Genomic DNA, 22,569 nt, shown 5'->3' with positions numbered 1-22,569 from the left:
CTTTCGTTTCTTTAGTGCCTAAGTTAGTCAGGGATTGTGATTTCGTAAAACGCAGTTTTGGTTTGTAGTACATCTGTATACGTAATTGACCCATTCTCATTCCCTATTGTCATAAAATCATCGATTGGCGTATGGCCGACAACCTGATGAAAACCAGCTAAATAATCGAATTTCGTCTCCGATCGATCTGCCCAAATTGGGCCACTAAATGGATCATGGCCGCCACGTCTGGCGCTAACCTCAAATAGCAGATTCCGAAGCGGAGACGGCTCTCCATAAACCTCATTCAATAATCCGGCCAGATAATAGCTAGGTGTGATGGTAAGCCCTTCATTCCCGATTTTTGTCAGAAACCGCATCAGCCATTTGTTTGTGATACCTGCATGCGTGAACAAATACGTTCCATGCTGATAGGCCATGTGAAAGAGGTGGTAATGTTTGTCGAATAAATCAGTCAAAGCCGGTTGCGCCCATGCCCGAAATCCTGAGCAGCGATAGCTGGGAAAATGCAGGTACTGCGCATCATGATTGCCAATTAGCAGGACAAACTTGTCGGGGTTCGACTGTTTTAATTGAATAATATCATTCAGATTCGAGTAAATTGTCTCATCGTCAACAATATAACTATCTGTATAATCGCCCAGAAAAATAACCTGGTCGTAATCGGTAAAATCAGCTTCCTTCCAAACTGTTCGTCCATGCAGGTCGCTTATGATAAGAAATTTCATGAACAATCTTTTCTCCGCCAGATAAAACCATCCAGCACATAATGGGTCATTTGCGGAAGCGCGAGTAAGGGTACTACCATCGCCAGCAGCCACCGTTCCTTAACAATCGGAAGTATCTGAAACCAGCTAAAAACCGAAGCATGTTCGCGCCAGACGAGCCCATCCCACAATCCTTCTTCAAGATAAGCCAGAATGCTGATCAAACTAAAAAAAATAAACCAATTATAGTTTTTTGATAGGAAGTGGTGCCATTTCTTCGGTTTTCGATCAAACATAGGCCGGTCGTTGAGCCAAATTAAGGCCATGTACGGAATGCCGTGCGATAGCACGTTGAGCATCGTAAATGCCATATCACCATTAAAATAAACGATCCCAAAATACCAGGACACGACTGTTCCGAAGATCAATAAGTTGCGAGGCCAGTTAATCCAGTGCCGATTCTGATAAAGCCAACTTTCTTTCCCGACATACAGCACGATCAATACCCAATAAAAAATCGTGGCCACGGTCTTTAGCCAATTGAGCTCGGGCTGGACAAAATCTCCATCCACAAACCAGTTAAAATGCCGATCGGGGGTCAGATGCCACCAGACGATCGGGTACACGGTAGCCGCATAAACAACCACCGTATCGAGCTGGGCCGACCAGTTGGGTACGTTTTCAGTACGGCTGTAAATTCGCATAAAGCCGTACTGTTGGCGAACAAAGTGAAACACCGCCAGATAAGCCAGCGTCCGCCAGAACCACAACCCATTGATACTGTGTAAAGCAACGCCCACCAGGTAGCAAACGACCGGAATCGCCACGAACAACAGCCGCTGTTTTTGGAAACGGGCTCGGTTCAAATAGGTACGAAACAGTGTGCTATACACGTGGGCCACATCGACCAGCAACACCAGAATAACCCAGCCAGCCAGCGGCATTTCGGCTGTCGTCTTGAAACGCTCGGGCAATAGGGCCACGATCAATAAAGCCACAAAAGGTGGAGCCAGGAGATACGCACCATCAAATCCGGCATTTTTTATCCAGAGCTGTTTCATAGCGTACTTATCACCTGTTTAGCCGTCCGAATTCCCTGATAAAATGCTTCCTCAAAAATAGAGATGCCACTTAAATCTGAATGGGCAAAAAACACCCGATTCGCCAGTGGTTGTTGCGCCCGCTGACGATCCTGCCCCCAAATGAAGCCGGGTGAAGGTGCAATCATACCATGCCCCCAAACCCAGATATCGGCCTGCGACACATAAGGCGTAACGCCCGGATGAGCACTCTCTAGCTCATCCAGTATCTGCTGGAGCCACGATTCATACGATGTTGTGTAGGCCATTCGGCGAGCCACGTCCGGCTCCTGCTCGGTTAAGGGTTTGTAAAAGGTGATTACCTTTTGGGAGCTGTCTCGCAAATCCTGATGGTTTGCTGAAATGTAGCCTACCGATGCTGTATTATAGAGGACATTGTCCCAGCAGAGTGGTAGCCCTCGCCCCTGCGGCAAGCCTGAAATAGTTAGATTAGCCACCATCCAGGGCGCATACCGAAAGTTTGTCAGCGCTGCCCGCGTCGGGTCGGCAGTGCGCAACAAGTGTTTCGTAATGAATTGTGGAGTCGCTACAATCACCTTACGCGCCCTTATGATTACCGTACGATTCGCCACCACATCGTAGGTATGGACCAGCACATCAGAACCGTTAAGTTGGAGATCAAACCCTAATAAATGCTGCCGGACTGGCGAGTCAGCCTGCGTCCGTAGCTGATCGGCCAAAAAACCATTTCCCTGTGGCCAGGTCAGCACCGAAGTAGGTCCGGCATTAGCCGCCCAGCCTTTTCTCGACGCAAAATAATGAATACCTGCCCAGGCAGAGGTCGTTGCCAACGTTGAGCCATAATCATCCCGACAGCTATAGGCTAGATACCAGCGCAGATACGGCGATGTAAACCCCTCTCGATCAAGGTAACTGGCGAAGGAAATGGCATCCAACGAGCGAAACTGTTCATCGTTAGACGAATGATCGAGCGGGATGGCAAATGCGTCAAGACCATCAGCGCCCTTAGCGTGTTTATAGCGTTCGACTAGTTGGAAAAACTGTCTGATTTGCTGTTTATCCTTGTCAGGCACACCTATCTCTGGCACTAGCCCCTCCTGCCAGTAGCCGTTAATAAACAGACGTTCTTCGGGGTCATGACACAGGAAGTAGTCGTTATAAACCGGCAGATTGTTCGCATCGAATCCCGTAATAACCTCACTTTCTCGTAAAAACTGGAGCAATTCTATATTTCGCAAATCAGGAACGGGCAGGTAGTGAGCACCATACGGATAGGCTGAAACGGCATTTTGTCCATAAGCGGCATTGCCCCCCGTATGAGCGTCCATTTCAACCAGAAGCACATCCCGAATGCCCTGCTGGTGCAACCATCTCCGCGCCGATAAGCCAGAAACGCCACCGCCAATAATGAGTACGTCGGTTTTTAACTGCTCGGCAATCGGTAATGTATATAATTCCGAAACGGCTCGAAGTTTATGCCCGGTCTGATGATTTGCCCCTACCAAACTACCTTTAATGTGGCTTATTGATCGCGTTGATGTACAGGAATCCAGTAAGTTGGCTCCGATCATCAAAGCCGCAGCCCCTGCGCCCGATTGTAACAGAAATTCGCGTCGGCTGATGTGCGTTTCAGCAGTTGGGTCCGTGTTATTGTCCATAGGGAGCCCACTCTTCTTCAAATGACTGAACCAGAACCTGATTATTTAATTTATTGACTTCCGTTGGCATGGCCGCCATATCGGGCGGAAAGTAAAGCATGTCATGAATAGTAGCCGCATCCACGAATCGTAGATTTTTTGGCAAGGCTCCACCAACACGCCAATGATGATTTCTAAGCGCCAGTACATACCCCCATTCGCCAAACGACGGAACATAAGCATGATAAGGAATTGTCTGGAAACCAACAGCCGCCAACGTATTTCGAACGCACCAGAACGATTTTCGGGCTACGTAGGGCGATGTCGACTGAACCACCACCAGCCCATCAGAAGCCAGTCGTTTTTCCAGCTCGGTATAGAACGTGGTACTGTATAATTTTCCAATCGAGTAGTTTGATGGATCGGGAAAATCAACAATCACAACATCGTAGTGCGTCGTATCCTGACGTATCCAGGTAAATGCATCGTTGTTAATCACCTGCACCTTAGGCGACAATAACGACCGCTGATTTAATTTCAGTAATGTTTCGTTCTGTTGAAACAGGGTCGTCATGCCTGGGTCCAGATCGACCAGGCGGATAGTTTGCACAGCCGGATATTTGAGTAGTTCTCGCACGGCCATACCATCGCCACCGCCAAGTACCAATATCCGTTTTGCATTCGGGCGTGCCTGCATGGCTGGGTGCACAAGGGCCTCGTGGTAACGATACTCATCGGCCGAACTAAACTGGAGGTTACCATTTAGATAAAGCCTGAGTTCCCGATTGTTGCGGGTCAGTACAATCCGCTGATAGGGCGTGCTTTTGCTGTAAATAACAGTATCCTGAAAGGAAATACCCTCGGCATAGGTCATAATCCGTTCGGCATAGACAAAGCCAGCGGTCAAGAGTAGAATAGAGCCCAACAATACGAGCGTAAAGCTGGGCCGAAACGTACGGGTTTCGGCAAATCGATACAGCAGAAATCCGGCTACGCCGATATTCATCAATCCGAAAAATAAGGACGTTCGAATCAGTCCAAGTTGTGGAATCAGAATTAGTGGAAAGATCAAGGACGCCAGTAAAGCACCGATGTAATCGAATGTAAAAACACGGGAAACCAGATCTTTGAAGGATAGCTGATTCTCCAGGATGCGCATCAAAAGCGGAATTTCCAATCCCACTAAAATACCTGTCAACCCAACCAGCGAGTACAGCACCAGCCGGAAGGAAGCCACATAATCAAACAGGACAAACAGCAGCGGGGCACTACACCCGCCTACCAAACCCACCAGCAATTCGATGCGGATAAACCACTTTAGCAGATTACCATCAAGGTGCTTCGATAGCCACGAACCGATGCCCATCGAGAACAGATAGACCCCGATGATGGTCGAAAACTGCATAACCGAATCACCCAACAGGTAGCTTGCCAGCGTACCTGCCACGAGTTCGTAGATAAGCCCACAGGTCGAAATAACAAATACTGATACCAGCAACAACCAGTGCAGAGACGTTAATCCCGGCCTGACTGCCACTCCTTCTTCGCTAACCATGAATGGCCGAACTAATTATGATAGACACGGCGATCATGAACGCAGCCGCCAGGATAGCCAACGCGACATTCTGTTCATCAAGAATCTTTTTCCAGAGATTTTCCGGCGTAATTTTCTCAATCACGACAAAGCTGATAACAAGGATGATAATACCAATCAACGAGTAAACGATAGAAGCAACAATGTATTTATATTCCATATCGGCTGTAGGTTATTTGTGATAAAATCGGGAATAGCCATGACCACCCGAACGGCCGGAGCTACTGTAAGCACCATTGCCAGCTTCGGTATTTTCCTTATCGTCGCCTAAGATGCGTGTTCCGGTAAAACCAGCCCAGGCGAATGCGCCAAGGCCAATCAGCCCAGCGACCACATAGTATTTGATTTTTATTAGCTCTTTAATCATCCTTATTGAGGAGTCAGGAGTTATCGGATTCTGTGTATACTTTCGAAAAATCGCTGTTGCTCCAGCGTTGCCCATCGTGCCAAAATCTACTTACATAGAGAAAAATCGGATAAATAGCCAGAAGAAGCAGAAACAACCCAATATTTGCTTCCAGAAACGTCTTTTGTTCAACACCGATCCGAAAGGATACATATTTCCCATCGGAAGTGGGGTAAATGTTTAGGTGGTATTTTCCCGTTGGAATTCGCGATAAAATGGCTTTATTATCCCGGCTTCCCTCCGACCAGCTTTCTCCATCTTCTACACCATAGTAATACTCCAGCGTTTTGGTAAATTCGTAAACCTTACCCGTCTGTTCATTGATCAACGTTACTGGTAACTCAAGCCATTGATTGTTGATATCCGCGTGCATGTCAAACGCAAGCGCTACGGGACCATCGACTTCGAACGAAGGACTTACTATTGGTTTGATAATGCCCGTTGAATCAGATTCTATCTGGTATGATTCTCTGAACAGTGGTTTTGAAGACTTTACCACACTAATTACGATCTGACATAGCCAAAGAGCTGCCAGCAATATTCCCGTAAATTTCACGACCGTTCGCCAACGATTTTCAGGATCAGCAGGCTCAAGTGCCCCAACGCCATATGGAATGGGTAAGTTGTTTGGATCGATAGCAAACGCAGCGGCTAAATCTTTCCGAGCTAGGTGGTTAGCCTTGTACCAGGTAGACTGGTTTTCATTCTGTTCGCCAACCAACATGTATGGCGGATCAATATATTCCGAAACGGTTAGTTGTGTATCCTCTAAAATATTCCAGTCGAACTCGCCTATGGCATCAACAACTTCGGCCGTGTAGCGATTATAAAGCCAATACTTTCGATCATCCGTTTTGATATAATACGTCTGGCCACCAACATGATAGTGTGAATAGGTTTTGTCTGTCGGTTCAATAAGTATCCAATGCCCGTTGTATTCTGCTAGCTGACTCGTACGTCCATCCTTCTGCAATAGCATATACTCAGACCAGTTGTAGGGGGCGTTCGCTTCTTTCTTATTCATAAAGCCGACAACCCGAATAAACTGACCATTCAGATAGCCTTCTGACCCGATTGGCAAAGTGGGGGCCAACGTTGTATTCGTGAACGTAGTCAGGGCTACGGGTGCCTCTTCATCTTCGTACTTAAAAAATGTATGGCAGTTTGAGCAGCCATAATACGAACTGCCCGATACATCGTAATACGTGATCGAAGTTTGGCACGTGGGACAAGCCAACGTGGCCGATGAAGAACTCCGACCAGAAGGAGCCGCGTCTGTCATCGAATGAGTTCTTGTTTAGAGAGTTCGGTAGCCGTAAAATGAGTCAGTATATCGGCATAAAACTGGCGAGCTTTAGCCGTGTTATCTCGCAGGTAATTCGATAGAAATACGTCGAAGGTGGCAATTCCTAACTCTGGCCAGGTATGAATAGACACATGTGACTCTGTAAGGCATACTACAGCCGTGAATCCTCCATTGGGAAATACATGATAGACCTCCCCTACTTTCGTTAAAGCCAGTGAGTCAATTAACTGGTCGAATGCATCTCGACACGATGACACATTAGTCAGGCAATCGGACGACGAGGAAAATGTTGACAAGAGATGTAAGCCTGGTTGGTAGGCGTTCATGAGTTTAGGTGCAGTAATACTAGTGAATATAAGACGCAAAGTTATTCGTAGCCAATAACGCGTCTTAAAAAAGTAGAATATCGGTTATCTGACTGGATAACAGGCACAAAAAAAGCCCCAACTGGTTTTCAGTTGAGGCTTGGTTTCTGAACCCGGATTTTTTTGATTTAACTGATTAGCTATGATTTTTTCGGTGAAAACCTTTTTACAAAATCAAAGTCGGTCAATTAAATCACAACAATCCTGGTCGGACTATAACGTACGTTTTACTTCTTTCAGTTCGAAGCTTTCGATTACGTCACCTACTTCGATATCGTTGAAGTTTTTGATGCTCAAACCACACTCGTAGCCGAACTTCACTTCATTCACATCATCCTTAAAGCGTTTCAGCGCACTGATTTCGCCTGTATGAATAACGATAAAGTCGCGGATAATTCGAATCTTGTTGTTTCGCTTGATATTTCCTTCCGTTACGTAACAACCAGCTACTGTACCGATTTTACTAATCTTAAATACCTCACGAACTTCAATATTACCAACGATAACTTCTTCAACAGTTGGTGCCAACAAGCCTTCCATGGCATCGCGCACCTCGTTGATGGCGTCGTAGATAATTGAGTAGAGACGAATTTCGATCTGCTCCTGCTCAGCTAAACGACGGGCACTTGATGATGGACGGACCTGGAAGCCTACAATAACCGCATCAGATGCAGAGGCCAACAGCACATCGGATTCAGAAATCTGACCAACTGCCTTGTGGATGATGTTCACTTGAACCTCTTCCGTAGAAAGTTGGAGCAGCGAATCTGACAACGCTTCGACCGAACCATCCACGTCACCTTTCACAATTACATTCAGTTCTTTAAAGGTACCAATCGCTTTCCGGCGACCAATCTCTTCGAGCGTAATGTGTTTGCGAGTACGCAAGGTTTGCTCACGCAGGAGTTGCTCCCGTTTGTTCGCAATTTCGCGGGCCTCGCGGTCCGTTTCCATTATGTTGAACTTATCGCCTGCCTGCGGTGCGCCTGGCAGACCCAGAATCTGAACTGGCGTTGATGGGCCAGCTTCTTTAATCCGCTCACCCCGATCGTTGGTCATTGCCCGAATACGGCCATAGTGTGCTCCTACGAGCATAATATCACCTTGGCGCAGCGTACCGTTTTCAACCAGTACAGTCGATACATACCCCCGACCTTTATCCAGCGAGGCCTCAATGACTGTACCGAGTGCCCGACGATTTGGGTTAGCTTTCAGTTCAAGAAGCTCGGCTTCGAGCAGAACTTTCTCCAGTAGGTCATCGACACCCAAACCAGATTTCGATGAAATTTCCTGCGCCTGATATTTACCACCCCATTCTTCAACGAGCATGTTCATAGAAGCCAGCTCAGCCCGAATTTTTTCGGCATCGGCACCTGGTTTATCTACTTTCGAGAAAGCAAATACAATAGGTACACCAGCAACTTGGGCGTGGTTGATTGCTTCACGTGTTTGTGGCATGATGCTATCATCGGCAGCAATCACAATAATAACAACGTCTGTTACTTTAGCACCCCGAGCACGCATGGCTGTAAAGGCTTCGTGACCCGGTGTATCTAAGAATGTAATCATCCGGTCGTCGCTGGTTTTTACGCTATAAGCACCAATGTGCTGCGTAATCCCCCCTGCTTCACCAGCCGCTACTTTAGCGCGACGGATGTAGTCAAGTAACGATGTTTTACCGTGGTCAACGTGACCCATGATGGTTACGATCGGCGCACGAGGCTGTAAATCATCTGGCTCATCAGCTTCAACATCAATACCAGCTTCGGTTTCATCTTCTGCCGATATAAATTGAACGTCATAACCAAACTCATCGGCGATAACCGTAATCGCTTCTGCATCCAGACGCTGGTTGATCGAAACGAACATACCAAGATTCAAACAAACCGAGATAACTTCGTTGATCGACACATCCATCAGTGAGGCCAGATCGTTTGCAGAAACGAACTCAGTCACTTTCAGGATTTTTGCTTCCAGTTCCTCCTGCTCATTCAACAACCGGCGATCCTCTTCGCGCTGGCTCCGACGATCCCGTCGGCGGTCGGCACCACGGTTAGGCGTATTGCCCTGCATCCGGGCGTTGGTTTGCTGAATCGCCTTCCGAACATCGGCTTGCGTTGGTGCTTCACGGCGATTTCCACCACCTCGGTTAGCGTTGTTGCCTCCACTGTTCCGATCGTTTCGGTTTTGGCCCTGGCCGTTTCCACCCCGATTGGCGTTATTACCGCCACCGCCTGAGCGATTATTATTATTGTTGGCATTGTTTCCAGCACCAGCTTGCCCTCCACCTCGATTGGCGGTATTCGCATTCTGATTCTGACCACCGCCCCCGTTATTCCCATTATTACGGTTGCCAGCAGCCTGGTTACGGTCTCCTTCACGTGGAGCACCCTGACCTTGACCTTGCTGACGATTTCCATCACGCGGTGCGGTGTTGCCGCCCGTCTGGTTACGATCACCTTGCGGACGATCACCAGGGGTACGATTGGCTGGGCCACGGTCGCCTTCACGCGGACCACGGTCATTCCGGTTATTACCACCCTGACCTTGTTGACCACCACCTTGTCCTGGCTGTGCAGTACTACCAACAGCACCTTCACGGCCGCCACGAATCCGTTTACGTTTTTTCTTATCGGCATTGCTGTTACCACCCCCTTGACGTGGGTTGTTAACAGGCAATTCAATCTTGCCAAGAATTTTCAGTCCACCAAGTTGATGGCTACCAGCCGCCCGAATGGTTTCCGTTGGGGCTTCTTCTTCGTTATCAGCTGGTTTTGCCTGTGGTGTTTCTGGCTTTGGTTTAACCTCTGCCGGCTTCGGTGCTTCAGCTCGAGCAGCAGGTTTTTGTACCTCAGGAATAACAACGAGCTTAGGCGCTTCAACTTTGGGCGCCGGAGTCTCAATTACCTTTGGCTCAACAACAGCTACTGGCGGTGCAGGAACCTCTTTAGGAACGGTAGGCGTTTCGACCGGAGTTGGTGTTGCTACCTGAACAGGTGCAACTGGTGCTGGCTTCACCTCAACAGGAGGTGCTGGCACCACAGGTTTCACAGCTTCTACCTCAGGCTTAACAACAGGGGCAACTGGTGGTTGCACTACTGCTGGTTTAGGCGTTTCCGTTGCAACAGGTGTTGGTGTAACTGGGGCAACTGTTGGTTTCGGCGTTTCAACTGGTTTCACCTCCTGGGGTGGCGTCACTTTTGCTTGCGGCACAGAGGAAGTAACTCCTGCTGGTTTGGCATTCAAATCAATTTTACCTACAACTTTCAATCCTGGCAAACCGGTCTGAGCAGTTTGTACGATTGGTTTCGACTCTACTGGAGCCGTTGCGGGTACTTCAGCCGGAGCTGATTCTGGTTTGTTTTCGACAATTGGACGTCTCGCGTCATCACGACGGTACAAAACGACATCCTCCTCCTTTGAACGCGGTGGCTCGGCGACCGCAACCGGCGGTTCGGCCCGGCGAGCTCCGTTCAGGAGTTCCGTTGATTTATACTCCTTCGCTAACACCTCCAACTGTTCCATGTTGATTTTGGTGTTAGGATTAATTTCAACCTTAAACCCCTTGGCAGACAGACTACCCGCAACAGAGGATAATCCTTTGTTGAGAATTTTTGCCACTTGGCTTAGGCGCATTGACTTTTCTTCTGCCATACTTCGGTCTATATTCCGCAAATTTAATGGTTGTTGGTATCTTATGAACACCACTTACAGCAATAAAAATCCCGCTTTTTGATAATGAAGAGTGAAAAGTGAAAAGTGATGAATAAAAAAGGGCTTGATATGCCTTTATTCTTCATTCTACATTATCCATTCTTCATTAGTCTTACTCAAACTCTTGTTTCAATATATTCACAATTTCTTCAACAGTATCTTCTTCCAAATCGGTTCGGCGAACAAGTTCTTCTTTGCTAAGCGCCAGTACACTTTTGGCGGTGTCGAGACCTACTTTGCGAAGTTCGTTGATCATCCACTCATCGATTTCATCGGAGAATTCCATCAGATCGACATCCTCGTCGTCTTCCTGACCCTCATTATCGCGGAATACATCGATTTCCATATCAACCAGTCGACCAGCCAGTTTGATGTTCTGGCCGCCCTTACCAATTGCCAATGAAACCTGATCCGGTTTCAGGAATACAGATACACGTTTGGCGTCCCGATCAATCTGCATCGTGCTAATTTTAGCCGGACTAAGTGCCCGGCTAATCAGCAGTTCGAGATTTTCGGTGTAATTGATCACGTCGATGTTTTCGTTGCCTAACTCACGGACAATGCCATGAATCCGGGAACCTTTCATACCTACGCAGGCACCTACCGGATCAATCCGATCGTCATACGATTCGACAGCTACTTTTGCCCGTTCGCCGGGCTCCCGAACAATTTTGCGAATTGAAATCAGACCGTCATAAATTTCGGGCACTTCAATTTCAAACAAACGCTCTAAAAATACGGGCGACGTCCGCGACAACACAATTTTGGGTGTTCCGTTGATCATCTCTACTCGGCTAATAACCGCTTTCACGGCTTCACCTTTACGATAGCGATCTTTCGGAATTTGCTCTGTGCGGGGCAAACTCAACTCGTTACTTTCTGAATCAACCAGGATGATCTCGTGCTTCAATAATTGATAGACTTCAGCACCGACCAAATCGCCAACCTGATCTTTATACTTCTGATAAAGGAGTTCTTTTTCCATATCCTTTATCTTCTGAATAAGCGTCTGGCGGGCCGTTTGAACTACCCGACGGCCGAAATCTTCCAGTTTTACTTCTTCAGCAACCTGTTCGCCTACTTCGAAGTCATCCTGAATTTTACGCGCTTCGGCGAGGGGTATTTTGTCATAATCCCAAATATCTTCGGAATCATCATCTACGATTTCGCGTGTACGCCACATTTCCAGGTCGCCACTTTCAGCATTGATGATCACATCGAAATTCTCGTCAGTACCATACTTTTTCCGAATCATTGTCCGGAAGACTTCTTCCAGTATGGCGATCATGGTGGGCCGATCAATATTTTTCGACCGAGCGAAATCAGCAAACGATTCGATTAATAGTCCACTGGTCATTTTTATTAGTAGTTTGTCGTTTGAAGTTAAAAGTTCGTAGTTCGTAGTTAGCGGATGCGTTTCATTCCTGCATCTGTCAACTACGGACTTCAAACCACAAACTTCAAACTATTTAAATGATACTTCTACATTCGCTTTTTTTATCTCCCCGAAGGCAATTGGCGTTGGACCAACTGGTGCTGCCTCGGTAGTTAAATCAGCATCCTTTTTCTTTTTACTCTTCGACTTCTTTTCGGGTTCTATATCCAGCACGATATGATCGTCGGCAACGGATTCCAGCTTACCTTTTCGGGTAGTTCCTTCATTAAGCGTAACAAGTAACTGCCGCCCAACATTACGAACAAACTGCCGCGGAAATGTCAGTGGATAGTCGACGCCCGGTGATGAAACTTCAAGCGTAAACGGGGCTTCACCAAAAAAATTCATTTCATCCATTTGTGTACCCAGCTTGCGGCTGATATTGGCACACTCATCGATGGTAATACCAGCATCACTATCTAACAAAATCGTCACTTTAATGCGACCACCCTGACGACCAACTACCTGTACATCAACGATGTAGAGTTGGTCGTTATTCAGATAAGGCTGAAGTAATTCGGTTATTTTTGCTTTGTCGTCCATAAGGTAAGGCTAACAAAAAAGGGAGTGCGACTCCCTTTTTTGATCAATGCCATATGGTTTTTGTGCCACAAAGATAATACGTTTCTGCGTGCATAGCAAGCCCCCAATTTGGAGGAGCTCTGTGCATTCCAGTCATTATAGCTTATTTTTGATTTTTTACAAGGTATCTGTCTTACGCAAAGACGACAGCATGGCAATAAGAATGCAAGTTGGGCAACTCGTAGCTTTTTTTTTCCGGTCTCTCTTATGGTCGCTTAACCTGCTTCTGGCATTGTACACCTGCCTGGCCTACTGGCTACTGTATAGCCTACAAACTGAACACTGGTTGGCGGGTATGCTCATGATTTCAATACCTGTTGCCTGGTTCCTAAACTTTATCACTGTTTTTCTGTGGCTTCCCACACGGCCCTGGCGAAGTTGGCTATCTGGCATTACGTTACTGATAGGTATTTTATTATTCGGGTCTCGAACCTTCGTCTGGAACCAGCCTGCTGAATCAGCTAATCAAGGAACTACCCTGAAAGTATTCAGCTATAATGTGCAGTCTTTTGGTGAGATGGAGTACATAGGGCTACCGCAGAGTTCGCCCCGTATTCGACGAACGCTTAATTATATAGTACGCTACGACGCGCCCATTAAGTGTTTTCAGGAATTTTATTCATCAACCAATCTACCCGATTACGATATTGTTGGGCGGTTTCAGAAAGCGGGCTATCCTTATTCTGCTTTTTTATATCCAGAACTGGCTCATGTAGCCAATGGTGATATTGGGGTAGCCATCTTTTCTATTTATCCTATTATCGAATCTGGGCGCGAATTATTCGAGATGCATAACGGTGTAGTTTGGGCTAATGTAAAAGTGGGCAATGATACCATTCGCATCATCAATGTGCATTTACATTCAATGGGGATTCGGGTGGGTAAGGTGCTGCGGCAAAAACAAATAAAAGGAGTGCAGCATGAAACTCGGGGCGTATTGAGCGCACTCCGGACCGGATTTATTGATCGAAATGAAGAAGTCCGTAAAGTTGAAGAATATATAAAGAATAGTCCGTATCCCGTTATTGTCACTGGTGATTATAACGATACGCCCTATAGTGTGGTTTACGAACGACTGCATCGGATACTACCCAATGCCTTTGAAGAGGCAGGCCGAGGGTTTGGCTTTAGTTATAATCGCCTACCCGGTTTTATACGAATCGACCATCAATTCCACGATCCGAAATTACCCGTTTTAAATTTCGAAACGATCAACTACATCAAGTACTCCGATCATTATCCTATTGTGGGAACGTACTTAGTTAAATGATATATGAAATAGGATGTATGGCCTATAAAACACCGCCATATATCTTACTTCATACATCATTTACGGGTGTGCGTTCACCCATTCTTCGCCATCAAGAAATACTTCTTTTTTCCAGATGGGTACTGTTTGTTTGATGGTATCAATAATGTAACGACAAGCATCAAAAGCATCAGCCCGATGCGCCGTCGATACACCGATTAGAACAGCCATTTCACCAATTTTCAACGTGCCTTTGCGATGGATAATGGCATAGCGTAGAATGGGCCAGCGTTGTTGAGCGACATCAGCAATTTTCTCCATTTCAGTAATGGCCATGCGATCGTAGGCTTCATACTCAAGCCGATCGACCGGACGCTCCTGTGTATTATCGCGAACAACACCTAGAAATAAATCAATCGCGCCTGCCTGATCTGATTGTAAATAGACCATAGCCGAAGCAATATCAATAGGATCAGCAGTAATCGTAATCATGGAAATAATAGAAAATGTGTACTGGATAATATAGGCTCCTGTGCGGAACAGGCAACAGCATGCCTTCTGGCTTATCCATTGGTCTACCCTCCACTGACAGGCGGAATCAGCGCAATTTCGTCGTTCCGGTTCAATAACTGATCAGGCTCAGCATATTCTCCATTAACAGCCACTAACAACGAGCGAATACCAGCCAAAGCAGGAAATTGTTGATGCAACTGACTCAGTAGATCGCGAACCTGGGCATTCTGGTTTAGAGAAATTGAAACAGTCGACTGCCCCGTTAAATCGCGGGTTATGCCGAATAAAAGTACTGAAACAGGTAAATCCATAGATCAATGAAAACTCAATAATAAAGCTAAGTAGAGAACGCTACAACGGTTGATTGAAGTTCGCTCTGGTCCAATAAAAAAGGTGCCACTATTTTTAGCTAGTGGCACCTTTGTAGGGTAGAATCGACATTTATTTCGAATCATTCATCTTCTTTTCAGCCTTCTTCATTTTCCGGTCAGCCTTATCGAGGGCTTTGTCGGTTCCCTCTTTTACGTCTTCCTTGGTATTTTTAGCTGCTTTTGATACTTTATCGCCTGCTTTATCAGCTTCCCGGCCTATTTTTCTACCAGTTGCTTTTGTCGTCTCTTTTGCCTGATGAGCGGCTTCTTTCGCTTTTTCTTTTGTATCCTGAGCGAATAAAACTGCGGTTGAAAGAACTAGCGTAAAAGCCAGCATCATTATCTTTTTCATGGTCGTTGAGTAACTAGTTTCGTTCTCAACAACATCCTGAACGAGTCAAATGTTTAAGGGGTCAAAAACTTCCGTAGTATGAAGTTCGGCCCTCCTCATATCTTACTCCTTGTGTTTGAATACTTTAACCTGATATACGTAATCCTGCATCCGCTTAATTTGCTTTTTTCGGGGCAGCTTCGCTAACGTATTTTTCTTGTTCAGGCGCAGCGGCTGACCTCTTAGCGAATCTGGGGGAATATTGTTCAGGGCTTCGAGCAGGTAATTGGTTTTTACGGCAAAACTCACACCCTCTGACGTAGTTTGTTTACCGCTGATAATTCCGATAACATTTCCCTGTTCGTCTAACAACGGGCCGCCTGAGTTACCTGGATTCACTCCAATAGCAACCTGATACGCCGTCGAATCGCCCCGATAACCTGTACCGGAACTCAGATAACCCTCGCCATAAACAATTTCTTCACGAGGATATCCTAGGGTATAAACACGTTCGCCAAGGTCAGAAGGGCGAGCTTCGAAACCATACGGAACGGGAGGCAGTGTACGAAACGCACTGTCGTCGCAAAGTTGCAGAAATGCCAGATCGTGTGTTTTATCCGCGTAAACGACGCGGGCTTTATACACTTCGCCTTTGGTGCTTTGCACATAAACAGAGTCGGCATCCCGAACAATGTGATTGTTCGTTACAAAATACCCATCTCCAGTTAGCAAAAAGCCCGAACCCGATACTTGGGCCGGATTAATGCTCAAGCCACGCCCCCGGCCATTCAAATCACTCTGCATTTTACGCTGATATGATTTAACTGCCTGAATCTCTTTACTTAACTGGCTATATTGCTGTTCTTGCTGATGGCTTTGCTGATAGGAACGATACAGGAAAATTGAGCCGAACGTAGTTATAATAGCTGCTGATGCGGCTACTGCCAATGTGGTACGGTAAGCATGCCACATATTACGAACTTTTCCAGGCTGCTCCGTTCCAGACTGATAAGCATCAGCTTCACGGCGCATCGCGTTCATATCAACTCCGGCCTGAATTTTCGCTAACCGTTGCTTAAAGCGAATTCGTTCACCATAAGCCCGGAGCGCGTTCTCAATGTCTTTTTCCTCGTTCATCTCTACTAATAGTTTTAGAGCTATAGGGTCATTAGTTATAGAGTTGGCTGACGCATTTATCAACTTTATACCTATGTGACTTCATAACTATATAACTTTCACTGTTTGTACTCCGAAAAGAAGAGTCGTTTCAGGCGCATCAGACATTTATACTTCTGCGTCTTGGCGTTATCGGCATTGGTATAGCCAAACTTTTCGGTAATCTCCTGCATACTCAGATGCTGGATGTAAAAATCATCTAATAACGTCCGACAAGGCTCACCAAGCCGGTCGAGTGAGTCAGCCATCAGGTCAAATTGCCGATCACGCTCTTCATGATCAGCCAGATCGTCGTTCAGGTTGTCAACTGCCAGTTCATTCGAAACCGGAGTTTCCACATCACGCACGACGAATCGATTTCGTTGAGCCAACTGTTTGAGCCATAAACGTCTGCCTATCGAATACAAGTAGGTTTTCAATTGGCAATGCAACTCCAACGAACCACTCCTCACCTTCTCATACAGCACAATTAACGACTCCTGGTAAATATCCTTGGCATCATCTTCGCTCCCATTGTTACTGGTCACAAAATGAAGTACCATCGGAAAGTACCGGCGGTATAACTGCATCAAGGCGCTGTCGGAGCCACTGGCTAAACCCGTAAGCAACTCCTCATCCGTTAATATGGGTTGCCTACCTTCCTTCATTGAGTTGAGTCATTACTTAATACAAAAGTGGCCGAAACGTAACCCAAAAAAAATTTAAAAAATATTGGGTTACCTTTTTCTCTATGGAGTATTAACACTGACATTAATCAGTAATCACTTAAACGAAAACATTTCCAAAACTATGAAAGCAATCACGAAATCCGCCTTCTTTTTCATGGCTATGATCGCCCTGGCTACGTCTTGCAGCTCGAAAAAGACCGAAAGCACCGAAACGACCACCACCACGACGACGGATTCTTCTTCGACGATGGCTACGGATTCGACGATGGCTACGGATTCTGCTTCGACGATGTCTGCTGATAGCGCGAAGTAATTTTTGCTAAGGCACAACTGCCGGTAAATTTTGCCGACACCGCTATAACGATATAAGAGCTCCCGGACTTATCTGGGGGCTTTTTTATTGTTGCAGGTTCAATGTTTCAAGTTTCAGGTTCAATGTTTCAGGTTTGCAGGAGGGAACATTGAACCTGGAACCTGAAACAATATTTTCATGTCAACAATCCCTTCAACACATTCATTTCGCCGGTTGGAGCTGCCCGTTCGTACAAAATGTTGTAAACGGCATTGGTAATGGGCATATCGACTCCAAATTTCCGATTGATTTCATAAATGCTCTTAACAGCATAGTATCCCTCGGCAATCATATTCATCTCTGCCTGAGCCGATTGAATGGTATATCCTCGCCCAATTAAGGTACCAAATGTACGATTTCGGCTAAAAGGTGAGTAGGCCGTTACGAGTAAGTCGCCGAGATAGGCCGAACCACTTAGGTCACGATGTTTGGGATAAATGGCATCGACAAACCGTTTGATTTCCTGCATAGCATTAGACACCAAAACGGCCTGAAAATTATCGCCATAGCCTAGACCGCGCGTGATACCACAAGCCAGCGCAATGATATTCTTCATGACAGCGCTGTACTCAATTCCATAAATATCATCCACAGGTGTTGTTTGCACAAAGCGGCAGCGCAGTAATTCGGCAACGCGTTCTGCACAAGTGGGATCTTGCGAAGCAATGGTTAAATAAGATTGCTTTTCAAGAGCGACCTCTTCTGCGTGGCAGGGACCAGCAATGACCGCCATCTGGCCAGTTGGCACGTTATATTGTTCACTAACCCAATCGGTTACTAATTGATTGGCACCGGGAATCATACCTTTAATGGCCGATACGACCGACTTTCCGGCAAAATGTTCTGGTTTCAGCCCCGTAAGCGCATCCCCTATAAAAGCCGCTGGTACCGCCAGAATAATATATTCACTATCCCGAAAAGCCTCCCGAATTTTCGTACAAACCTTCACTTTACGGGTGTTGATCTGCACATCGCTCAGATAACTGGGATTATGTCCGAATTTCTTGATGTGTTCCGCATCAGGCGATTTGCGAAGCCACCATTTAACACTGACGTTATTCTCGGAGAGGATTTTGACGAGCGCAGTGGCCCAGCTTCCTCCTCCTACCATTGTCAGCCGAATGGGTTGAGTTACTTTCATAAGGCAAAGTAAGGAAGAAAGGCGGAGAGTCAGTACAGGCTCTATCGGTTGTCTATTCGGTTGGTGCTGGTCTTAAAAGAAATAGCTGAATGAAACCTATTAAATGGCATCTGCTTACCGAAGACTAAGTTGTATAGCTTATGGAAAGGTAGTTCATCAGGCTGGTGGCTATTTTTTGCATATTTGCTCGCGTACTATCGTCGATAGTCTTCTAAACCTGCCACTTACACGATCATGGAGCTATTTCTGCTTGTACTGTTATTGATACTGGTTGTTGTTGGGAATAAACAGTTTAGCGCCGTTAAAGACGCTGTTAATCTCCAGAATACGGTAATAAGCCAGTTACGTGCTGAATTACTGGCGTTTCAGAAAGAGCTACGTAGTCGGCCTGCTTCAGTAGCTGAACAACCGATTGAGCCTATCGTTGAACAGGCCCCAGTAACGGTTGTCGTACCACTGATACCACCGATAATAGAGCCAAGCACCGAGCCAGAACCACAGTCTATTCTCGCAACGGAACCGGTATCCATACACGAAATAGCACCTCAATCTGAGCCTATTACCGTTCAGCCAGTTGCCCCCGAACCTGTTGTCCAACCAACTCCAAAACCTTCATTTTTCCAGCGTTTCCTCGTCGAAAACCCAGATCTCGAAAAATTTATTGGCGAAAATCTCATCAACAAAATTGGGATTGCGATTCTGGTGGCTGGTATTGGGTATTTCGTAAAATTTGCCATCGATCAGCATTGGATCAACGAAATTGGTCGAGTATTCATTGGTGTTCTGGCGGGCGGATTATTATTGGGAATCGCCCATCGAATTCGGAACACTTTTACAGCCTTTAGTTCGGTGTTGGTGGCGGGTGGCCTGTCTGTACTTTATTTCACGATTGCCATTGCGTTTTCGGATTACAAGATTTTCAGTCAAACGGCTGCATTTCTGATCATGATCGTGATAACAGGCTTTGCAGTCCTGTTGTCCATTAGCTATAACCGTTCAGAATTGGCCGTAATGTCGCTCATTGGTGGGTTTGCCACGCCTTTTATGGTAAGCTCTGGCGAAGGAAACTATGTTGTACTCCTTACCTATATCCTCATTTTAGACTGCGGAATGTTGGTGCTGGCCTATTTTAAGAAGTGGACAATTGTTCATTTCGTGGCTTATGGATTTACCGTATTGCTCTACAGCCTATTTCTGGGCGAAAAAATTCAGGGACAAGCGAATGCGCCTTATGCTGGTGGATTGATCTTCGCCACGCTATTCTACGCTGTTTTTATGGCGATGAACCTGATTTATAACCTGAAACAACAAGCTAAATTTTCGGCGGTGGAGATTAGCCTGCTCTTGAGCAATACAGCTTTTTATTACGCAGCTGGTATGTATCTTCTGGCGAATGTGAATCAAGGCGCTTATCAGGGGCTGTTTACGGCCGGACTAGCCGTTGTCAATTTTGGTCTCGCCACTTTCCTCTATCGACGCGAGGCAATTGATCGCACACTGATTTATTTGTTAATCGGTCTGGTCGTTACGTTTGCCAGCCTGACAATTCCGGTCCAACTGGATGGCAATTTCATTACCATGTTTTGGGCGCTGGAAGCCGTTCTGTTACTATGGTTAGCCCAGCGATCTGGCTTAGCGATGCTGGCAACTGCGTCTATACTTGTCATGGGCCTGATGCTTATTAGTTTGCTACTGGACTGGACGACGCTTTATTTGGATGAAGCAACTCCCCTACTTCGGGTCGTATTCAACAAAGCATTTATCACCAGCCTGATTGCCATTAGTAGTCTGGTAACAACCCGTCGATTACTCCAAAGCCAGCGTTCGCCATTTCATTTCTGGTTAGGTCAATTGAGTGTGACCACGTACCAATACATCATCAGCTACCTGACGATTATCCTCGTTTATTTTTCGGGTGTATGTGAGCTTGATTATCAGGCCACTCATACCTTGGGGTTCGATGCCAACCGCAAGGTTCTATTGGGCACGTATAATTTACTCTTTGCCATAGGTTTGTTGCTAATTGCCCGTCGAGACACGTTACGGAGCAGTTTACTGCAGGCTTCTGGATTCGGGGTTAGTCTTCTAATCTTATTCGTAATTTATTTTGATCCAGCCCTACACGATTCGTTAGCGGCTTATTTCCAGGGAGATGACGCTAGCCTTATTGGTTTCCCAGTTCATTACCTAAGCCTGCTTTGTGTCATTGGCCTGCTAGTTCTGTTAAATACACTTCGACCCCAGTTAGAACCACTTCCCTCGTTTGTTGGGTATATCTGGCCCTGGTTTGTGGGATTCGTGTTGGTCTATACGGCCAGTTCGGAATTGTATGCGCATGTGGTGTATTTCCATTTTTCAGGAACGAGTATACCGACGTCGAACACGCAAAAAATTGATGTCTATACCGAATATTATGCGCTGTTGGAGCAAATTAACAAAGTAGGCTTACCGATTTTGTGGGGCATTTGCGCATTTGCCTTTATGTATCTGGGATTCAGGCTCAAGAATCGTCAGTTTCGTATCATTTCACTGAGCCTATTCGCCCTAACACTCCTGAAGTTGTTCCTCCATGACCTTAATGGTATTTCAGAAGGTGGACGAATCGCAGCTTTTATTTCTCTGGGAGTGCTGCTGCTCCTTATTTCATTTATGTATCAACGTATCAAACGATTGATTCTTGACGTCGATTCCACACAATCCGTTTCTGAAGAACTATGACTAAACGAATCTGTCTCCTACTATCAGGCTTGATGCTATCGATAGCTGGGCAAGCGCAATCATTCCGGTTTCAGGCTTCGGTCAATCCTGTTCAGCAGTCAGGTTTTCAGCGAATTCTGCTACCGCCTGATGTAGTTGGCCATTTAAATGCCAACCTGACCGATATACGGCTTTATGACAGCCAACATCAGGAAACACCCTATCTACTAATCCGAGAACAGCCCACCTCAAAAGTGCCTTTTACCGACTATGAGTTGGTCAATAAACAATTACGCCCAAATGTGTCGACAACACTGGTAATTCGAAACCAAACAAAACGACCTATTAATGTACTGGAGCTTGCCATCAAGAATACGAATGTGCGTAAAAAGGCCCAGCTAAGTGGCAGTTCGGATGCGAAAAGCTGGTATGGCATCGACGACGATATCTGGATAAGCCCAAGTCAGAATTCGACGACAACACAGATGAAGCACATTAGCTTCCCGTTGAGCGATTACACGTATTACAAGCTGACAATCAACGATTCACTCAGTACTCCGTTAAATATTCTGCGAATCGGCTACTATCAGTCAGTACTTTCTTCGGGCGCTTACACAGCTATTCCAAACTTATCGTTTGCCCAACGCGACAGTAGCGACCGACACTCATATATTCGTCTGGCGCCTTCAAAGGGCACCCGATTTGATAAGCTTACAATTTTTGTTAAAGCGACTACCCCTTTCCGTCGTCAGGCCAGTATTGGGCAGTTTCGCACCCGAAAGCTAAAGCGTGGTCGTATTGATCACTGGTTCGAGATCATTCGGACGTTTGACTTGAGTTTAGCCGATAGTAACGAGGTAGACCTTCCGGGTATAAAAGCCAACGATTTGTTTCTTGTCATAGCCAACGATGATAACCCTCCACTCGTCATTCGGGACGTTCGGGCGTATCAGTTAACCACCTATCTGCTGGCTAATCTAACGGCTGGCCAATCCTATCAGCTTCATTTCTTAGCAGACAATATGGCTAGTCCGATTTATGATCTGACTCCGTTTAAGCCCATTATCCCTGTTAATCAGCCTGTTATTAATATTGGCACTTTGCAGCCAATTGATTCCAATCACGAACAACCAGGTTCATTTTTCAGCGATAGTCGAATTATCTGGCCTGCTCTCGGTTTGGTATTGCTGCTATTGGGCGTAATGTCGTATCGGATGCTCCGGGAGATGGGGGAGACGCCAAACCTATAAGGTTTTGAAAACCT

The 22,569-nt window shown here is 46.2% G+C and carries 21 protein-coding genes; 4 read left to right on the top strand and 17 right to left on the bottom strand.

The features are described 5' to 3' along the window. Nucleotides 1-23: 23 nt before the first annotated feature. The 11 genes from ACYVGR_RS13150 to ACYVGR_RS13100 all read right to left on the bottom strand — a co-directional run bounded on the left by ACYVGR_RS13150 (nt 24) and on the right by ACYVGR_RS13100 (nt 12,768). The gene (locus ACYVGR_RS13150) at nt 24-728 is read right to left on the bottom strand and encodes a metallophosphoesterase (RefSeq protein WP_460957275.1); all 705 of its coding nucleotides are present in this window, start codon (nt 726-728) and stop codon (nt 24-26) included. After that, the gene (locus ACYVGR_RS13145) at nt 725-1,768 is read right to left on the bottom strand and encodes a hypothetical protein (protein WP_460957273.1); all 1,044 of its coding nucleotides are present in this window, start codon (nt 1,766-1,768) and stop codon (nt 725-727) included. Before ACYVGR_RS13145 ends, ACYVGR_RS13150 begins: the two co-directional genes overlap by 4 nt. After that, the gene (locus ACYVGR_RS13140) at nt 1,765-3,426 is read right to left on the bottom strand and encodes an NAD(P)-binding protein (protein WP_460957271.1); all 1,662 of its coding nucleotides are present in this window, start codon (nt 3,424-3,426) and stop codon (nt 1,765-1,767) included. Before ACYVGR_RS13140 ends, ACYVGR_RS13145 begins: the two co-directional genes overlap by 4 nt. Beyond that, nucleotides 3,416-4,960: a polyamine aminopropyltransferase gene (locus tag ACYVGR_RS13135; RefSeq protein WP_460957269.1), complete on the bottom strand. Its 1,545-nt coding sequence runs from the start codon at nt 4,958-4,960 to the stop codon at nt 3,416-3,418. Before ACYVGR_RS13135 ends, ACYVGR_RS13140 begins: the two co-directional genes overlap by 11 nt. Next, nucleotides 4,953-5,159, bottom strand: coding sequence for a DUF350 domain-containing protein (locus tag ACYVGR_RS13130; protein WP_460957267.1), 207 nt, complete (start codon nt 5,157-5,159; stop codon nt 4,953-4,955). Before ACYVGR_RS13130 ends, ACYVGR_RS13135 begins: the two co-directional genes overlap by 8 nt. 12 nt (nt 5,160-5,171) lie before the next feature. Further along, the gene (locus ACYVGR_RS13125) at nt 5,172-5,366 is read right to left on the bottom strand and encodes a hypothetical protein (protein ID WP_460957265.1); all 195 of its coding nucleotides are present in this window, start codon (nt 5,364-5,366) and stop codon (nt 5,172-5,174) included. 13 nt (nt 5,367-5,379) lie between these two features. Beyond that, on the bottom strand, nt 5,380-6,687 hold the full coding sequence (locus tag ACYVGR_RS13120) for a DUF4178 domain-containing protein (protein WP_460957263.1): 1,308 nt from the start codon (nt 6,685-6,687) through the stop codon (nt 5,380-5,382). Beyond that, a complete protein-coding gene (locus ACYVGR_RS13115; RefSeq protein ID WP_460957261.1) occupies nt 6,684-7,037 on the bottom strand; it encodes an S-adenosylmethionine decarboxylase family protein in 354 nt (117 codons plus the stop codon). Before ACYVGR_RS13115 ends, ACYVGR_RS13120 begins: the two co-directional genes overlap by 4 nt. A gap of 252 nt (nt 7,038-7,289) precedes the next feature. Further along, complete coding sequence (gene infB / locus ACYVGR_RS13110; protein WP_460957259.1) at nt 7,290-10,730, bottom strand: translation initiation factor IF-2; 3,441 nt, start codon at nt 10,728-10,730, stop codon at nt 7,290-7,292. 172 nt (nt 10,731-10,902) lie between these two features. After that, nucleotides 10,903-12,147 carry a transcription termination factor NusA gene (nusA, locus tag ACYVGR_RS13105; protein ID WP_460957257.1) on the bottom strand — a complete coding sequence of 415 codons (1,245 nt, stop codon included), beginning with the start codon at nt 12,145-12,147 and terminating at the stop codon, nt 10,903-10,905. 108 nt (nt 12,148-12,255) lie between these two features. After that, nucleotides 12,256-12,768 carry a ribosome maturation factor RimP gene (locus tag ACYVGR_RS13100; protein ID WP_460957255.1) on the bottom strand — a complete coding sequence of 171 codons (513 nt, stop codon included), beginning with the start codon at nt 12,766-12,768 and terminating at the stop codon, nt 12,256-12,258. Nucleotides 12,769-12,958: 190 nt separating this feature from the next. Between ACYVGR_RS13100 and ACYVGR_RS13095 the strand changes: the two genes are divergently transcribed. Next, nucleotides 12,959-14,077 carry an endonuclease/exonuclease/phosphatase family protein gene (locus ACYVGR_RS13095; RefSeq protein WP_460957253.1) on the top strand — a complete coding sequence of 373 codons (1,119 nt, stop codon included), beginning with the start codon at nt 12,959-12,961 and terminating at the stop codon, nt 14,075-14,077. A 60-nt stretch (nt 14,078-14,137) separates the two neighbouring features. On the opposite strand, the gene ACYVGR_RS13090 is transcribed toward ACYVGR_RS13095, so the two are convergent. The 5 genes from ACYVGR_RS13090 to ACYVGR_RS13070 all read right to left on the bottom strand — a co-directional run bounded on the left by ACYVGR_RS13090 (nt 14,138) and on the right by ACYVGR_RS13070 (nt 17,094). Next, nucleotides 14,138-14,548, bottom strand: coding sequence for a molybdenum cofactor biosynthesis protein MoaE (locus ACYVGR_RS13090; RefSeq protein ID WP_460957251.1), 411 nt, complete (start codon nt 14,546-14,548; stop codon nt 14,138-14,140). A gap of 83 nt (nt 14,549-14,631) precedes the next feature. Further along, nucleotides 14,632-14,880: a molybdopterin converting factor subunit 1 gene (gene moaD, locus ACYVGR_RS13085; protein ID WP_460957249.1), complete on the bottom strand. Its 249-nt coding sequence runs from the start codon at nt 14,878-14,880 to the stop codon at nt 14,632-14,634. Between the two features lie 130 nt (nt 14,881-15,010). Further along, nucleotides 15,011-15,292 carry a hypothetical protein gene (locus ACYVGR_RS13080; RefSeq protein WP_460957247.1) on the bottom strand — a complete coding sequence of 94 codons (282 nt, stop codon included), beginning with the start codon at nt 15,290-15,292 and terminating at the stop codon, nt 15,011-15,013. 102 nt (nt 15,293-15,394) lie between these two features. Next, a complete protein-coding gene (locus ACYVGR_RS13075; RefSeq protein WP_460957245.1) occupies nt 15,395-16,408 on the bottom strand; it encodes a S1C family serine protease in 1,014 nt (337 codons plus the stop codon). Between the two features lie 98 nt (nt 16,409-16,506). Next, the gene (locus ACYVGR_RS13070) at nt 16,507-17,094 is read right to left on the bottom strand and encodes an RNA polymerase sigma factor (RefSeq protein ID WP_460957243.1); all 588 of its coding nucleotides are present in this window, start codon (nt 17,092-17,094) and stop codon (nt 16,507-16,509) included. Between the two features lie 142 nt (nt 17,095-17,236). On the opposite strand from ACYVGR_RS13070, the gene ACYVGR_RS13065 reads away from it, so the two are divergent. Next, nucleotides 17,237-17,428, top strand: coding sequence for a hypothetical protein (locus ACYVGR_RS13065; RefSeq protein ID WP_460957241.1), 192 nt, complete (start codon nt 17,237-17,239; stop codon nt 17,426-17,428). A gap of 175 nt (nt 17,429-17,603) precedes the next feature. Here the strand turns inward: ACYVGR_RS13065 and ACYVGR_RS13060 are convergent, their stop codons facing one another. Continuing rightward, nucleotides 17,604-18,608, bottom strand: a complete 1,005-nt coding sequence (locus ACYVGR_RS13060) for an NAD(P)H-dependent glycerol-3-phosphate dehydrogenase (protein ID WP_460957239.1) — start codon at nt 18,606-18,608, stop codon at nt 17,604-17,606. Nucleotides 18,609-18,842: 234 nt separating this feature from the next. On the opposite strand from ACYVGR_RS13060, the gene ACYVGR_RS13055 reads away from it, so the two are divergent. Next, nucleotides 18,843-21,326, top strand: coding sequence for a DUF2339 domain-containing protein (locus tag ACYVGR_RS13055; protein ID WP_460957237.1), 2,484 nt, complete (start codon nt 18,843-18,845; stop codon nt 21,324-21,326). Further along, nucleotides 21,323-22,555, top strand: coding sequence for a hypothetical protein (locus ACYVGR_RS13050; RefSeq protein WP_460957235.1), 1,233 nt, complete (start codon nt 21,323-21,325; stop codon nt 22,553-22,555). Before ACYVGR_RS13055 ends, ACYVGR_RS13050 begins: the two co-directional genes overlap by 4 nt. Nucleotides 22,556-22,569: the final 14 nt, after the last annotated feature.

Source organism: Spirosoma litoris (assembly GCF_054776755.1).
Note: the sequence above shows the minus strand (reverse complement) of the source record. Positions and strands in the feature narration are given on the sequence as shown.